Source organism: Variovorax sp. HW608 (assembly GCF_900090195.1).
GTDB lineage: Bacteria > Pseudomonadota > Gammaproteobacteria > Burkholderiales > Burkholderiaceae_C > Variovorax.
Genome location: NZ_LT607803.1, coordinates 6,967,350 through 6,982,715, shown reverse-complemented (window position 1 = coordinate 6,982,715; position 15,366 = coordinate 6,967,350). Strand labels below are relative to the sequence as shown.

The following is a 15,366-nucleotide window of genomic DNA, read 5'->3' as shown; positions in this document are numbered from 1 at the left end:
AACGGTAGGGGAGAACTGTCCACTCCCATCCCCTCCGTCGTTCAACGGATCGCGACGTCGCAGACGAGCCTGGGTTGTGGTGCGGGGCTGGGGGCGCCTCTACGCCGCCGAGGAGCGCAGCCTTTCGCGGATCAGGGCTCGCGCTGTCTGAGCGAAGCGAGTTTGCGCGAGACCCCGCGAAAGGCGAGCACCGCAGGGCAGCCGCGCAGCGGCCGGCGTAGTGAAGCCCCCGGCCCCGTACCGCAACCCAGGCGGACCACCGTTCAACAAACAAAAAAAGTCAGTGGTTATCCCGAGGAATCCCAAACCGAGCGTGAATCCTCTGGTACTTCACAGCAGGCTTCAAAACCATCCCCTCCGAAAGCTCATCGACGACGGCCCGCTGGATCTCCTGCCAAGGCGTCTGGCTCTTGGGATACGGATACCCCCCTTGCTTCTCCAACTCAGCCCGCCGCTTGGCAAGTTCCTCATCGGACACCAGCATGTCCGCAGTGCGCTTCTTGAGATCGATGCGCACCCGATCCCCGGTCCGCACCAACGCCAACCCACCGCCGGTCGCAGCCTCGGGCGAGGCGTTGAGGATCGAAGGCGACCCCGAAGTCCCCGACTGCCGACCATCGCCGATGCAGGGCAGTGCAGTGATGCCCTTCTTGAGGAGGTACGAAGGCGCACGCATGTTGACGACCTCGGCGGCCCCCGGATAACCCACCGGCCCCACGCCGCGCATGAACAACACACTGCGCTCGTCGATCTTCATCTTCGGATCGTCGATTCGCGCGTGGTAGTCCTCCGGCCCGTCGAACACGATCGCCGTGCCCTCGAACGCCATCGGGTCCTTCGGATCTTCCAGATAGCGCGAGTGGAATTCCGGCGTGATCACGCTCGTCTTCATGATCGCGGAATCGAAGAGGTTGCCCTTCAGATTCAGGAAGCCCGCGTTTTTCTTCATCGGCTTGTTGTACGGGAAGATCACCTTCCGGTCGCTCGTGAACCGGCCTTCGCAGTTCTCGATCAGCGTCTTGCCATTGGCCGTCATCGCCGGCTTGATCTTCTTCTGCGCGACCAGTTCGGCCACCACCGCGGGCACGCCGCCCGCGCGGTAGTAGTCCTCGCCGAGATACTCGCCCGCCGGCTGAAGATTGACGATCAGCGGAATCTTGTAGCCGTGCTTTTCCCAATCTTCCGTCGTCAGCTCCACGCCGATGTGGCGCGCGATCGCATTCAGGTGCACCGGCGCATTGGTCGAGCCGCCGAGCGCGGAGTTGACCACGATCGCGTTCTCGAACGCCTCGCGCGTGAGGATGTCCGAGGGTTTCAGGTCTTCGCGCACCATCTCCACGATGCGCTTGCCCGTCATGTACGCCATCTCCTGGCGGTCGCGGTAGGGCGCCGGAATCGCCGCGCTGCCCGGCAGCGTCATGCCCAGCGCCTCGGTGAGCGAGTTCATCGTCGATGCCGTGCCCATCGTGTTGCAGTGCCCCGTCGAGGGCGCCGACGATGCGACCAGCTTCAGGAACTCCTGGTAGCCGATCTTGCCCGCCGCCATCATCTCGCGCGCACGCCACACGATGGTGCCCGAACCGGTGCGTTCGCCCTCGTGCCAGCCATTGAGCATCGGCCCCGAGTTCAGCGCGATCGCCGGGATGTCCACCGTCGCCGCCGCCATCAGCTGCGCGGGCGTCGTCTTGTCGCAGCCGGTGGTCAGCACCACGCCGTCGATCGGATAGCCGTACAGCACCTCGACCAGCGACAGGTACTGCAGATTGCGGTCCAGCGCCGCCGTCGGCCGCTTGCAGGTTTCCTGGATCGGATGGATCGGAAACTCGAAGGCGATGCCGCCCGCGTCGCGAATGCCTTCGCGCACCCGCTCGGCCAGCACCAGGTGGTGGCGGTTGCACGGCGCGATGTCCGAGCCGGTCTGCGCGATGCCGATGATCGGCCGCCCCGATTGCAACTCGTCGAAGCCGAGGCCGAAATTCATCGTGCGCTCCAGGTAGAGCGCGGTCATGTCGGCATTGGCCGGGTTGTCGAACCAGGCCTGCGAGCGCAGCTTGAATTTCGGGGCCTTCCCCGCTGCGGCCTTGGTGTTCTTCTTTTTCGATTTCATGAGGACATGCCCTTCAAAGTCTGGTCTGCGTTCGGTGCAGCTTTGCAATCGTCGATGTACTGGCGAACGATATCGGCGAAGTTTTCATGCGGATGCAGCCCGAGCCGCGCCGCGCGCGCGGCCGAGGCGCCGGTGGGCCAGTTGGCCACGATGCCCGCGATGCGCTCGTCGCGCTCGAAGCGCACCCTCGCACGCACCGCCGGGCCGGCCACTTGTTCCAGCGCATCGAGCATCTCGCGCACCGTGACGTTGAGGGCCGGGAGGTTGAGCGCGGTGCGTCCGCAGAAGGCTTCGCGGCTGGCTTCGTAGACCGCGATCAGCCCCTCCACCGTGCGCGCCGGCGATGTCATCGGGTGCGACACCTCGGGCGACACCGGGCAGATCGCCTCCACCCCCGCCAGCGGCTCGCGGATGATGCTGCTGAAGAACGACGACGCCGCGCCGTTCGGCCGGCCGGGGCGCACCGTCACGGTCATGAGTCGGGCCGCGCGGCCGTCGATGTAGCCCTTGCGCGTGTAGTCGGCGATGAGGTGTTCGCAGATCAGCTTCTGGATGCCGTAGGACGTCTGCGGAACGGGCAGCGTGTCGTCGGCGACGATCTTGGGCATCGGATGGGCCGGGTCGGGCCCGAACACCGCGACCGAGCTGGAAAACACCACGCGCGGCACTTTGCCGCCGGCGTTGACGCGCGCCCGGATCGCATCGAGCAGCGCCCGCGTGCTGTCGAGGTTGGAACGCAGGCCGAGGTCGAAATCGAGCTCGCATTCGCCCGAGACGGCGGAAGCGAGGTGGAACACGCCGTCGAACTCCTCGCCCCGCAGCGCGTCGGTCTGCGCGAGCAGCGGGCCGGTGCGCGCTTCGACGCGCGGGTCCGCGAGCAGGCTCGCGGGTGGCGGCGCGATGTCGGTCAGCACGAGGCGGCCGATGCGCTCGCCGGCGAGCGTGCCGCGCGCAAGCAAGGCCTGCGCGAGGCGCGATCCGACGAAACCGCCGCCTCCCGTGATCATCAGTCTCATGGGGACTCCTTCATGGATTTCTTGCCCTTTCCGGCAGTGGTGGCCGCGGCGGCGCGAACGGCCTTGACCGCCGCCTGGCGACGGCGGCCGTCGATGACGCCGCCTTCGATCAGGCGCTGTTCGCCGCGGGTGATGTGTTCGGTGGCCCGGCGCCGCGCCGCTTCGGGATCGCGCGCCGCGATCGCCTCGAAGATGGCACGGTGCTCGCGCTGCACCGCGGTCATGAAATCGAGCCGCCGCGCCTCGTTGCCGCGCGTGATGCGCATGCCTTCGCGCAGGTACTGCTCCAGGAAGCCGAGCAGCTGCCGGAATTGCGGGTTGCCGGTGGCCTCGCCGATGACGCGGTGGAAGGCCAGGTCCTCGGCGACGCCGTCGCGGCCGTCGGCCACGGCGGCATCGATGGCCTTGAGGGCGCGGCGCAGCTCGGCGATCTGCGCGCGCGAGGCGCGCTCGGCCGCCAGCGCGGCGATCTCGCCCTCGAGCACCCGCCGGACCTCGACCACGTGCACCACGGCCTGCACCGAGGTCAGCACCGTCGGGTCGAAGGCCAGCGGCTGGTTGACGGGTCGCGGCGCCACGTACACGCCCGAGCCCTGCCGCGAATTCACCAGGCCCCTGGACTTGAGCTGGTGCACCGCCTCGCGCACCACGGTGCGCGAAACGCCGTGGGCCTCGGCGAGCTTCTGCTCGGTCGGCAGGCGGTCGCCTTCGCGCAGGGCGCCGGACTCGATCTGCGCGCCCAGCAGCGCCGCCAACCGGTCCGACAGCCGATCGACGATCAGCGGAAGGGGTTGGGAAGGTGCCGGAACGCGCACGGCATGGATGGAATTCAGCTCGGTTATCTGGTCATCATACAAATTGTCCGGGGGTTAATGCGTACCGGTTTGCCCTGATGCGCGGGCCTCTCGCGATGCCAATACTGCGCGGTTGCGAAGCGGCTCCGGGCCGCCTTCAAGGTTCCGCGTACTTTCGAGGCTCCAGTGCATGGCAAGTGTCACGATCCAGGCAGTCAAGAAGAACTTCGGTGATGTTCCCATCCTTCACGGCGTGGACATCGACATCCGGGACGGTTCCTTCACCGTTCTCGTGGGGCCATCGGGCTGCGGCAAGTCGACCTTGCTGCGCATGATCGCCGGGCTGGAGGAAATCAACAGCGGCGAAATCCGCATCGGCGACCGGCGCGTGAACGACCTCCCGCCCAAGGAGCGCGACATCGCGATGGTGTTCCAGAACTACGCGCTCTATCCGCACATGACGGTGCGCGACAACATGGCGTTCGCGCTCGCGCTGGCGAAGATGGACAAGGCCACCATCGAGCAGAAGGTCGGCCGCGCGGCCGAGATCCTCGCGCTCTCGCCGCTCCTGGACCGCTACCCGCGCCAGCTCTCGGGCGGGCAGCGCCAGCGCGTCGCGATGGGGCGGGCGATCGTGCGCGACCCGCAGGTGTTTCTCTTCGACGAGCCCTTGTCCAATCTCGACGCCAAGCTGCGCGTGGCCATGCGCGGCGAGATCAAGGAACTGCACCAGCGGCTGAAGACCACCTCGATCTACGTCACGCACGACCAGATCGAGGCCATGACCATGGGCGACAAGATCGTCGTGATGCGCGACGGCCGCATCGAACAGACCGGCAGCCCGCTGGAGCTCTACGACAGCCCGGCGAACCAGTTCGTCGCCGGCTTCATCGGTTCGCCCGCGATGAATTTCCTGCCCGGCACCTTGAGGCGAAACGGCAGCGCGGCGACGGTCGAGCTCGCGGACGGCACGAAGCTCGACGCGCCCGCGCATGCGGGCGGCATCGATGGCCAGCCGGTCGTCTACGGCACGCGGCCCGAGCACCTGAGCCTCGCGAACGGCGGCGGCATCCCGTCGCGCGTCGTGGTGATGGAGCCCACCGGCATGGACACCTTCGTGGCCTGCCGCCACGAAGGCACCGAGATTTCAGCGGTGTTCCGCGAGCGCTACGACTTCGCGCCGGGGACCACCATCCACCTGCAACCCGATCTTCAGCGCGCACACCTTTTCGACGCAGGCACCGGCCGGAGGCTGGTGGCTTGAGGTTCTTCTTTTTTTGGTCCTTTCAACATCAGGAGACAAGAATGAGTGACTTCAATCGCCGCACGATCCTCAAGAGCTCGGCGGGCTTCGCCGCCGCCGCGTCGCTCGGGGTCGGCAGCGCCATCTTCACGCCGCTCGCCAATGCCCAGTCGATGAGCTTCAAGCCCGAGAAGGGCGCCAAGCTGCGCGTGCTGCGCTGGAGCCGCTTCGTGCAGGGCGACATCGACGCCTACATGGCCAACGTCAAGAAGTTCAGCGAAACCACCGGGATCGAGGTGCGCGTCGACAACGAGAACTGGGAAGACGTGCGGCCCAAGGCGGCCGTGGCGGCCAACACCGGCGCGGGCCCGGACATCATTCTTTCGACCAACGACGATGCGAACCTGTACCCCGACAAGCTGCTCGACGTGACCGACCTCGCCGAATACCTCGGCAAGAAGTACGGCGGCTGGTATCCGGCCGCCGAGACCTTCATGCGGCCCGACGGCAAGCGCTGGATCGGCCTGCCGCTCGGCGCGGCCGGTTCGCTGATGGTGTATCGCGAGAGCATGCTGAAGGCGGCGGGCTTCAATGCCTTTCCGAAGAACACCGACGACTTCCTCAGGATGTACAAGGCGCTCAAGGAAAAGGGCACGCCGGGCGGCATGGCGCTGGGCAATGCGACCGGCGACAGCACCTGGACCAACTGGCTGGTCTGGACCTTTGGCGGCAAGCTGGTCGACAAGAACAACAAGGTGGTGATCGACAGCCCCGAGACGATCAAGGCGCTCGAATACGCCAAGGAGCTGTACGCCAACTTCATCCCCGGCACGCTCTCGTGGCTGGACCCGAACAACAACAAGGCCTTCCTCGACGGGCAGATCAGCGTCACCAACAACGGCATCTCGATCTACTACGCGGCCAAGAACTCGCCCGACCCGAAGCTCCAGGAGATGGCCTCCGACATCAACCACGCGGTGTTCCCGGTCGGGCCGGTGGGTGTGCCGACCGAGTCGCACCTGTTCTTCAACCAGATGGCGATGAAGTACACCAAGTACCCGCAGGCCGCGAAGGAATTCCTGCGCTTCATGATGGAGCGGCCGCAGTTCGACGACTGGCTCAAGGGTGCTGGCGGCTACGTCGCGCAGCCGCTGCGCGCCTTCGAGGCCAACGAGATCTGGACCGTGGACCCGAAGAACACGCCCTACCGCGATTCGGTCAAGAACCTGCGGCCGGCGGGCTACGAAGGCAAGCTCGGCTATGCCTCGGCCGGCGTGGCGGCGGACTTCATCATCCCGAACATGGTGGCCGAGGCCGCGAGCGGGTCGAAGTCGCCGAAGGAAGCCGCCGAACGCGCTCAGAAGCGTGCAGAACGCTATTACAAGGTCTGACGAAGCGCGCCCGCCACGATGACGGTGCTTGCCCGTTTCCAGAACAGCCGCAACGCCCTCGGCTTCGCATTCATGCTGCCGGCGGCGGTGCTGCTGCTGCTGTTCCTGACCTATCCGCTCGGGCTCGGCACCTGGCTCGGCTTCACCGACACCAAGGTGGGCCGGGGCGGCGAGTGGGTCGGGCTGGAGAACTACGCCTTTCTCTGGAACGACTCGGTCACGCGGCTGGCGCTGTTCAACACCATCTTCTACACGGTGGTGGCGAGCGTGTTCAAGTTCTTCCTCGGGCTGTGGCTCGCGGTGCTCCTGAACAAGAACATCCGGCTCAAGACCTTCTTTCGCGCCGTCATCCTGCTGCCGTACATCGTGCCGACGGCGCTGTCGGCGATCGCGTTCTGGTGGATCTACGACTCGCAGTTCTCGATCATCAGCTGGGCGCTGGTGAAGCTCGGGCTCATCGATCACTACATCGACTTCCTCGGCGATCCGTGGAACGCGCGCCTGGCGGTGATCGCGGCCAATGTGTGGCGCGGCGTGCCCTTCGTCGCGATCACGCTGCTGGCGGGGCTGCAGACGATCTCGCCCACGTACTACGAGGCCTCGGCCATGGACGGCGCGACGCCGTGGCAGCAGTTCCGGCACGTGACGCTGCCGCTGCTGACGCCGATCATCGCGGTGGTGATGACCTTTTCGGTGCTGTTCACCTTCACCGACTTCCAGCTCATCTACGTGATCACGCGCGGCGGGCCGCTCAATGCGACGCACCTGATGGCGACGCTGTCGTTCCAGCGCGCGATTCCGGGCGGCGCGCTCGGCGAGGGCGCGGCCATCGCCATCGCGATGGTGCCCTTCCTGCTCGCCTGCATCATGTTCAGCTACTTCGGCCTGCAGCGCCGCGCCTGGCAACAGGGGGGGACTGACAAGTGAGCGCCAATCAATCCAAGATGGATGTGGTGGGCATGAGCTACCTGGAGTCCGTGCCGCGCAAGATGGTCACGGTCTACCTGCCGCTCCTCGTCTTCCTGATCGTGCTGCTGTTCCCGTTCTACTGGATGGCGATCACCTCGGTGAAGCCCGACGCGGAGCTGCTCTCGCGCGAGGGCAATCCGTTCTGGGTGGTCGCGCCGACGATCAACCATTTCTACAAGCTGCTGTTCGAGACCTCATACCCGCAGTGGCTGTGGAACACGCTGCTGGTGTCGGTGGTGTCCACCTTCGCCTCGCTGGCCTGCTCGGTGTTCGCCGCCTATGCGATCGAGCGGCTGCGCTTCAAGGGCTCGCGGCAGACCGGGCTCGCGATCTTCCTGGCCTACCTGGTGCCGCCCTCGATCCTGTTCATTCCGCTCGCCAACGTGGTGTTCAACCTCGGCATGTTCGACACGCGCCTGGCGCTGATCCTGACCTACCCGACCTTCCTGATCCCGTTCTGCACCTGGCTCCTGATGGGCTACTTCCGTTCGATCCCGGCCGAGCTGGAGGAGTGCGCGCTGATCGACGGCGCAAGCCGCTGGCAGATCCTCATCAAGATCGTGCTGCCGCTTGCCGTGCCGGGGCTCATCTCGGCGGGCATCTTCGCGTTCACGCTGTCCTGGAACGAATTCATCTACGCGCTGACCTTCGTCTCGTCGTCGGAAATCAAGACACTGCCGGTCGGCGTGGTGACCGAACTGGTGCAGGGCGACGTCTACCAGTGGGGCCCGCTGATGGCCGGCGCGCTGCTCGGCTCGCTGCCGGTGGCGTTCGTCTACTCGTTCTTCGTCGAGTACTACGTGTCGGGGATGACCGGGTCGGTCAAGGAGTGAGGGCTGCAGGCGCCGGTTGCCCCAATCCATCGTTCCGAGTGATCTTTTTCGGCTCCAGGGCGCCGGCGGACTGCGGCTGCCGCACACTCGATCCTCATGATTCGACCCCTGGCGCTGTCGATGATGCTTGCCGCCGGCGCGTCCATGGCGAGCGCGGCGGACCTGACGGTGGTCTTCGTTAATCCCGAGAACTACCGCGATGCCGCGTATTCGCGCGCCTTTCCCAGCGACGAGGATCGTGCCGAAGTGCTGCGCGACGTGCAGCAGCACCTGCAGCGGCTGGCCGACCGCTACCTGGGGCCCGGCGATGCGCTCTCCATCGAGGTGCTCGACATCGACCTGGCCGGCGCCTTCGATCCCTTGCGCCGCGGCGGCTCCGAAGTGCGCATCCTCACCGACATCACCTGGCCGCGCATGGAACTGCGCTACACGCTGACCCACGACGGGCAGGTGATCGCGAGCGGCCGCGAGCGCATCAGCGACATGGACTACCTCGTGATGGCCAGGCGCAGCTACGGCAGCGACCGCTTCATCTACGAGCGCCCGATGCTGGATAACTGGTTCACGCGCCGAATCGTTGCGGCAAAGGAACACGGCTGAATCCGCTGGATCAAACGCGTTGCCGGTGGGGCTTTCCGCGCCGGCAGGAGGTGTGCGATGAAGCAACTCAAGCACTGGCAGGACGTGGTGAATGCACTGCTGGGCGTGTGGCTGGCGATTTCGCCATGGCTCGTGGGCTACCAGGAGATCCCGTCGCCCACCGCGAACGCGGTGCTCGTCGGCGTGGCGCTGGTGGCCGCGGCGCTGGGCGCCATGATCGTGCCGCGCGCCTGGGAAGAGTGGACCGAATGCGCGCTCGGCGCGTGGCTGGTCATCTCCCCCTGGGTGGTGGGCTTCGGCATGCATCGCCAGGCGATGCTGACCGCGGTGATCACCGGCGCCGTGATCGTGGCGCTGGCGCTCTGGACGCTGGTGACCGACAAGGACTACAGCGGCTGGCTGCATCGCACCGCGCACTGACCGCGCGGGCGTGCCGCGGCGGGCTCAGCCTGCGAACGGCGTCTTCGGCCGGTCCGCGCGCGCGGTGCGCGCCGGCCGCAGCTGCTGGATGAGCGCGACCAGCCGGTCCGCCATCCGCCGGTAGGCCTCGCCGCCGCCCGTGAGAAAGCGGGCGTCGAACAGGATCGACAGCATGTCGAGGTGGTCCATCGTCTCGTCGATCCGGCGCACCTGCGGGCCGAGGCTGGCCAGCGCATCGCGGTAGGCCGCGAGCACCGACGCGAGCGCCGCTTCGCCGGCGTCGACCGCTGCGCCGAAGCTGCCATCGCGCAGCTTTTCCACCAGCAAGGCTTCGGGGCTGGCCACCACGTCCCATGGATCGCCGTCCAGCGCGGTGGCTTTCGAGATGAGCAGGCCGCATTGCCGCGCGAGCGCCACGCCGGTCGAGACCGCGTCCGGCGCATCCCAGCCGCCCTGCACCGTCTGCAGCGCGAGCGCGCGCAGTGCCTCGCAGGGACGGAAGCCGTCGTCGCCCGGAATGCCTTCGGCGCGCGCATAGGCCTGCAGAGCGGCCTGCACCGCATCGGTCATCGCGCCGCGCCATCGGTTGCGCTCGGCGGCGGAGCCCTTGACACGCAGCAGGTGCAGCGCGAACAAGACCGCCTTGCGCTCGCAGGCTTCGCCCAGCAGCGCGTAGCGGTCCGCGTTGGCGCGCGTCGGCGTGGCCGCGAGGCCAGGCGTGCCGCCGGCCACGAGGCGATCGAGTGCGCGCAGCCGCCCGATCCCGTGGTCGATCAGTGGCAGGCCCCTGGGCACCGGACGGGGTGGGTACTTCCGGCTCGCCTGCTCGCCATGGATGCGTTCGATGTCGCGCCTGGCGCGCGCAAAGCCGAGTTCGACCTCGACCGCTGCCAGCTGCTCGATGTCGCGGATCGGCACGCGGCCCTGCAGGTCCACGGCCCGGATCGCCGCGGTCAAGGCCTTGCAGGCCTCTTCGGGGCAGCCGAGATCGCGCCAGGTGGCGCCGAGCGCGGATTGCAGCAGCGGCAGCCGCAGCCACGACGGCGGACAGCGGCGGTCGCGCGCGTCCTCGATGGCCCGGATGCGGGCCAGTCGCTCGTTTTCCAGAGCGCGGTCGGGGCGGCGCGCAATCTCGAGCCGGGCGCGCGCGAGTTCGTCGAGCATCTCGTCGATCGAGACGAAGGGCGCTTCGCCCTTGGCGGCACCGGCCGCCGCGTCGGCGGGCTCGGCGAGCCAGAGCGGGTCGCCGTAGGCCTGGAAGGCGCCCCAGGTCAGGTTGTCGGGCCGCGCGGCCCAGAGGGCCTGCCGCGCCTCGAAGACGGCTTCGCCGAAGGGACGGCGGTTCTGCAGCAGCGACCGGTAGAACACCTCGCCGAACTGCTGCGCCAGCTTGTCGTCGACCGCCCAGCCCGCCACCACCACGCAGCGCACGCCGATCGCCATCAGCTCGCGCGCCACGCTGCCGGCCAGCTTGTTGCCGTCGCGCACGGTCGGCCCGGGCGCGCCGCCCGGGTCGACCCGGCCGAGGTGGCAGCAGTTGAGGAAGACCAGTTCGGGCACCGACTCCATCGCCTCGATCTCGGCCGCGGTGATGAGCAGCCCGCCCGAGAGCACGACGCCGCTGCGGCGCAGCCCGTCCACGTGCTGCTGCTCGAACACACCGTGCGCCGAGACATGCAGGATGCGGTAGGGCTTGCGATAGAGCTTCGCCAGCACGTCGGAGGCGAGGTTGTCGGCGCCGATGGCTTGGCCCACTTCGTAGCCCAGGTTCGTCAGCAGGCGCGCGACCGCGGTCGCTTCCACTTCGGCGCCGGCAAGCGGGTCGGGGTCGCCGGCCTGCGGATGGGCGGGATCGGGAAACGCCGCCGCGAAGCCCTGCACCGACGGGTTGCCGACCACGTAGGCGCTGCGCGCCACGCTCTGCCGCACATCGCGCCGGTACGCCGAGGAAGAAAGCTGCCGCACCACCGGCGTGCACAGCGCCAGCGGCACGAGCGGGCCGTCGGTCTGCGCCTCGGGCGTGAACAGCGGATCGGTCAGCATCAGCTCCCACGGCAGGTTGGCGGTCGCGCCATCGACCACCAGCACGATGCGCTGCAACTGCCGCGCCGCATCCTTGAAGTCCGGCGGCACGATGAGCTGGAACAGCATGCGGCCGAAGTCGGCGTTCCACTGCGTCTGGCTGATCTGCTGGCGCACCAGCGTCTCGATCAGGCTCGGCTGGCGCTGCTGGACGACGGTCTCGGCCCGCGCGCGCTGGCCGACGTAGAGGAAGCGCAGCCGGTCGGCGAGCCGCGTCGCGCCGTCGGGTCGCGGCGCGGCAGGCGGGTCGTCGGCATCGGTGACGATCAGCCGCGGCCAGTAGCTCGCGCCGCGCGCATCGAACAGGCGCTGGCGCAGCCCCGGGCCCTGCACCAGCTCGGGGTTGCAGGCCAGCAGCGTGTCTTTCGCCGCGGCAGCCGTTTGCAGGCGCGGGGCGAGCTGGCGCAGCTCGTAGACCGCGGTGATGGCGGTGTCGAGATAGAGCTCGACGATGTCGAGCTTCGACACGCGCACCGACAGCCCGGTGGTGCGCCTGAATTTCTCGTTGGCATCGACCACGCCGCGCACCACCGCCTCGACCGAGCCCGCGATGCTCAGGTTGGCCGAGGAGTTGTAGCCGAGAAGCAGGGTCGCGAGCGGCACTTCGCGGTCTTCGCGGCCCATCACGTCGACCACCTGCAGCAGGTAGCGCAGCACGCCGGCGCGCACCGCGATCATCAGCGCGTCCTGGCTCAGGCTGCCTTCGTAGCTGCCGAGGCCGGTGACCACCGCGCCGGTGAGCACGCCGCGCCGGCGCTCGATCGCACTGGGCGTGCGCAGCACCACCGCCGCGGTGCCGAGCGGGCCAGCGTAGAGGTCGAGCGCGCGGCGCTGCGCGAGCTGGCCGTCCATGAGTTCGGTGTCGATGAGCGCCTCGGTGCCGGCCATCGTGTCGTTCTCGTAGTGGCCGACCATGATCGGGCACGAGAGGAAGCGCAGGTCCATCGCCTTGAGGTTGACGTCGAGCCGCTGCCTGGCGCGCGTGGTGACGTGGCCGTCGGGCGTGCCGCCGACCACGGCCGCGGCGAGGTCCGCGTCGTCGACGGCGTTCGGCGGACCGGGGTCGTAACTCACCGGGCGGTCGGGCGCGGCCGCGCGCGTGGCGGGCGGCGTGCGTTCGAGTGCCACGGTCGTACCGCTCACGAGCAGTTCGCCGAGCGCGGCGAAGGCCGACGGGGTCGAGAGCAGATCGCCATGCACCGCCGGCAGGTAGTAGAAGCTGCCGATGCCGCCGATGCGGCCCGAGTCCCATGTCACCGTGCCGTCGCCGCGCGCGGTGGCGACCATGCGCAGGCGCGGGCTCCCGCCGCGCGCTTCCACGCGGACGCCGCACGGCGTGTTCGGAGCCACGCCGAAGACGTAGATCGACTTCGCGCGGTATTCGTCGGGCAGCGCCGGCACGGCATCGGCGCCGGCCTTGGCGTCCTCGGTCCACAGCCAGCCGGCGGAAGCCAAGGTCTCGGCATCGGGCTGACCGCAGCGCTGGTCGCCGAACCACAGGTCGGTGTTGAGCGCCTTCAGCGTCTTCCAGCCCTCGGGGCGCCAGTACTGCTGCGGCTCGCCGCCGTCGGGCTGGCCTTCGAAGGTGTCGATGAAGCCGGGGCGCGGCAGCAATTGCAGCGCCCCGCGGAAGCCCGAGACGATGTCGAGCACTTGCTGCATGTCGTGGCGCACGTCGAGCCGCGCGAGCGTGCGCAGCGCATCGCCCTTGCCGAGCATGTTCCCGACCATCGAATGCGAGCCCTGGTGGGGCGTGCCGGCCATGACCAGGCGCGCGCCGTCGCGCGCCATCAGCCGGTCCATCACCTCGCGCTGCCGGTAGATGCAGGCGCGCACCACCAGCCCGCCCATGCTGTGCGCGAGCAGGCGGATCGGCTGCGTGCTCTGCTTCAGCAGCAGGTCCAGGAAGGTGCCGAGCCGCTCGCCCAGCACGTCGAGCGGCTGGCGCCAGTCGTAAGGGAAGGGCACCACGCGATGGCTGCCGGCGAGGTGGTCGCAGATCGCGCCGTAGGTCCTGCCGAAGAGGCCGCTGGTGGTCACCTTGTCGGCATCGAAGGCGATGTCGCTGAGCCCCCCCGCAACGAGGCTGACCGGGTTGAGCCACACGCGCTTGCCGTCGGCATCGAGGCAGGTGCCCATCACGCCGGGCAGCACCACGACGATGGGCCGCTCCACGCCGGCTGCGTCGCGCGAGGCGCCGATGCCGGCCGCGTCGAGGGTGGTGAACTGCGGCGGCACGACGCGGAAGGCGGCGAGGTCGTCGGGCCGGTCCTGCACCAGCCAGTCGCGCATCGCGCTGCGGGTTTCCAGGTTGGCGAAGTAGCTGAAATGCGAGACGTCCGCTGCGCGGTCGAACATCACGCGCGCCTGGGCCTTGACCGCGATGCCGGCCAGCATGGAGGCGGTGTCGACCACGAGGTCGTTGTCGGTGTTGTCGAACAGCAGGAAGTCGGTGAGCAGCGTGCCCATGCGCATGAGCAGGTTGCCGTCCTGGATGTCGCCCGCGATCAGCGCCATGCGGATGCCGGGCTGCACCGCCGCATCGCGCAGCAGCGCCGCCATCGGCGAGTCGGGCAGCATCGCCTCGATGCCCGGCACCAGGTGCGGGTTGGTGCGGTTGCGCGCGATCTCGATCACCACGCGCTTGAACGCCGAATACATCGGATTGCCGAAGAAGAACGGCACGCGGCCGATCAGCGTCAAGAGGCCCGAGAGGAAGACGTCGAAGTTGCCGCTCGCGAGCTTGGTGCCCTGCGAAGGGCTCGCGACGCGCACGTAGCGCTCGATCACCGGCGCCTTGTCGCGCAGCATCGCGAACAGATGGCGCAGTTGCTCGCGCTGCTCGGCATGCGCGCTGTCGAGCTCCTCGTGCACTTCGGCTTCGCGGCCCTGCGCATCGCCCACGCCGGGGAAGGCGAAGCTGTAGCCGTCGACGTGGCGGTCGATGTCCAGGAGGCACATCAGGTCGCCGACGAGGCCGCCGCGCGAATGCGTCACGAGGCTGATGCATGCGCCCTTGGGCAGGGCTGTCGCGAGCTGCAGCGCGTTCTCGATCGGGCTTTCGGACAGCGTGCGGTGCTCGAAGCCGTAGATGCCGCCCGGAAACCGGCTTTCGAGCCGCGCCCAGAACCCGCGGTCGCTGCGCTGCAGGTCGGCGAAGCTGCCGAGCGTGCTCGATGCGGTGCCGTGGATGAAGACCAGCGCAGCACGCGCCTTGCCGTCCGCGCCGGTCATCGCGGCGACGTCGTCGGCCGCGCCGCCTTCGAGCTTGCCGCTCGCATCGCTCCAGCGGTAGAGATGGCCGGCCGGGCGGCCGAGGCGCTCCTCGATGACGGTCATGAGCGCCTGGGTGGCGAGCCAGCTCACGCCGGCGTCCAGTGCCGCTGCCTGCTTGCCGCCCTTGCCGGCGACGAGCGCCTCTGCCGCATCGGTCAGCGCATCGCGGCCCACGGCCAACGACACCACGCGGCTCACGAGGCTGCCGACGGCATCCGGGAACACGCCGCGCTGCAGCAGCGTGCCTTCGGCGTTCAGGCGGTCGAAGAGAACGCGGCCCTCGTCGTCGACCAGATCGGGCCGGTTGCGCAGCAAGGCATCGCGCAGCCGGGCGGGGCTGGTGATCAGCGTGCTGCCGTCGGCGAGGTCGATCACCAGCACTTCGTCTTCCGCCGCCGTGAGCTCACAGGCCGCGGTCTCGGCAGCTCCGCGCGCGCCGGCGCCGAGCTCGATGCCGGCCTTCGGCGTCAAAAGGCCGTCGGGCAGGAAATCGTCCTCTGAAGAGGGGCCACCAATGCCTCGCGCGGAAGACCGCAGAAGCGCGGGCACCTCGGGCTTCGTGTTCTCACGACCGGTCAGCTTGAGGACGATCGGCGGCGCCATGCCGAGGATTGGACACGCCGAGCCGATGCAAA

General features: G+C 68.4%; 10 protein-coding genes. 6 read left to right on the top strand and 4 right to left on the bottom strand.

Translation table 11 applies throughout. The annotated features are described in order from the left end of the window. Positions 1 to 280: 280 nt before the first annotated feature. The 3 genes from VAR608DRAFT_RS33105 to VAR608DRAFT_RS33095 are packed head-to-tail and all read right to left on the bottom strand — an operon-like array spanning position 281 to position 3,938. Positions 281 to 2,107: an IlvD/Edd family dehydratase gene (locus VAR608DRAFT_RS33105; RefSeq protein ID WP_088957914.1), complete on the bottom strand. Its 1,827-nt coding sequence runs from the start codon at positions 2,105 to 2,107 to the stop codon at positions 281 to 283. Next, positions 2,104 to 3,123, bottom strand: a complete 1,020-nt coding sequence (denD, locus tag VAR608DRAFT_RS33100) for a D-erythronate dehydrogenase (RefSeq protein WP_088957913.1) — start codon at positions 3,121 to 3,123, stop codon at positions 2,104 to 2,106. Before denD ends, VAR608DRAFT_RS33105 begins: the two co-directional genes overlap by 4 nt. Further along, positions 3,120 to 3,938 (bottom strand): FadR/GntR family transcriptional regulator, encoded by an 819-nt coding sequence (locus tag VAR608DRAFT_RS33095; RefSeq protein ID WP_088959116.1) that lies wholly within the window; start codon positions 3,936 to 3,938, stop codon positions 3,120 to 3,122. Before VAR608DRAFT_RS33095 ends, denD begins: the two co-directional genes overlap by 4 nt. A gap of 169 nt (positions 3,939 to 4,107) precedes the next feature. On the opposite strand from VAR608DRAFT_RS33095, the gene VAR608DRAFT_RS33090 reads away from it, so the two are divergent. The 6 genes from VAR608DRAFT_RS33090 to VAR608DRAFT_RS33065 all read left to right on the top strand — a co-directional run bounded on the left by VAR608DRAFT_RS33090 (position 4,108) and on the right by VAR608DRAFT_RS33065 (position 9,373). Continuing rightward, positions 4,108 to 5,181 (top strand): ABC transporter ATP-binding protein, encoded by a 1,074-nt coding sequence (locus tag VAR608DRAFT_RS33090; RefSeq protein WP_088957912.1) that lies wholly within the window; start codon positions 4,108 to 4,110, stop codon positions 5,179 to 5,181. 41 nt (positions 5,182 to 5,222) lie between these two features. Further along, positions 5,223 to 6,551: an ABC transporter substrate-binding protein gene (locus VAR608DRAFT_RS33085; RefSeq protein ID WP_088957911.1), complete on the top strand. Its 1,329-nt coding sequence runs from the start codon at positions 5,223 to 5,225 to the stop codon at positions 6,549 to 6,551. Between the two features lie 24 nt (positions 6,552 to 6,575). Beyond that, positions 6,576 to 7,478, top strand: a complete 903-nt coding sequence (locus tag VAR608DRAFT_RS33080) for a carbohydrate ABC transporter permease (RefSeq protein WP_088959115.1) — start codon at positions 6,576 to 6,578, stop codon at positions 7,476 to 7,478. Positions 7,479 to 7,495: 17 nt separating this feature from the next. Then, positions 7,496 to 8,353: a carbohydrate ABC transporter permease gene (locus tag VAR608DRAFT_RS33075; protein WP_088957910.1), complete on the top strand. Its 858-nt coding sequence runs from the start codon at positions 7,496 to 7,498 to the stop codon at positions 8,351 to 8,353. Positions 8,354 to 8,449: 96 nt separating this feature from the next. Continuing rightward, positions 8,450 to 8,953, top strand: a complete 504-nt coding sequence (locus VAR608DRAFT_RS33070) for a DUF3016 domain-containing protein (protein ID WP_088957909.1) — start codon at positions 8,450 to 8,452, stop codon at positions 8,951 to 8,953. 57 nt (positions 8,954 to 9,010) lie between these two features. After that, positions 9,011 to 9,373, top strand: coding sequence for an SPW repeat protein (locus VAR608DRAFT_RS33065; protein ID WP_088957908.1), 363 nt, complete (start codon positions 9,011 to 9,013; stop codon positions 9,371 to 9,373). A gap of 24 nt (positions 9,374 to 9,397) precedes the next feature. Here the strand turns inward: VAR608DRAFT_RS33065 and VAR608DRAFT_RS33060 are convergent, their stop codons facing one another. Continuing rightward, complete coding sequence (locus tag VAR608DRAFT_RS33060; RefSeq protein ID WP_172843936.1) at positions 9,398 to 15,334, bottom strand: CHAT domain-containing protein; 5,937 nt, start codon at positions 15,332 to 15,334, stop codon at positions 9,398 to 9,400. Between the last annotated feature and the right edge of the window lie 32 nt (positions 15,335 to 15,366).

Bases quoted from the DNA above. Each gene is read 5' to 3' on its own strand.
- VAR608DRAFT_RS33065 (WP_088957908.1), top strand. From the start codon at position 9,011: ATGAAGCAACTCAAGCACTGGCAGGACGTGGTGAATGCACTGCTGGGC.
- VAR608DRAFT_RS33090 (WP_088957912.1), top strand. From the start codon at position 4,108: ATGGCAAGTGTCACGATCCAGGCAGTCAAGAAGAACTTCGGTGATGTT.
- VAR608DRAFT_RS33085 (WP_088957911.1), top strand. From the start codon at position 5,223: ATGAGTGACTTCAATCGCCGCACGATCCTCAAGAGCTCGGCGGGCTTC.
- VAR608DRAFT_RS33105 (WP_088957914.1), bottom strand. From the start codon at position 2,107: ATGAAATCGAAAAAGAAGAACACCAAGGCCGCAGCGGGGAAGGCCCCG.
- VAR608DRAFT_RS33060 (WP_172843936.1), bottom strand. From the start codon at position 15,334: ATGGCGCCGCCGATCGTCCTCAAGCTGACCGGTCGTGAGAACACGAAG.
- denD (WP_088957913.1), bottom strand. From the start codon at position 3,123: ATGAGACTGATGATCACGGGAGGCGGCGGTTTCGTCGGATCGCGCCTC.
- VAR608DRAFT_RS33075 (WP_088957910.1), top strand. From the start codon at position 7,496: ATGGATGTGGTGGGCATGAGCTACCTGGAGTCCGTGCCGCGCAAGATG.
- VAR608DRAFT_RS33070 (WP_088957909.1), top strand. From the start codon at position 8,450: ATGATTCGACCCCTGGCGCTGTCGATGATGCTTGCCGCCGGCGCGTCC.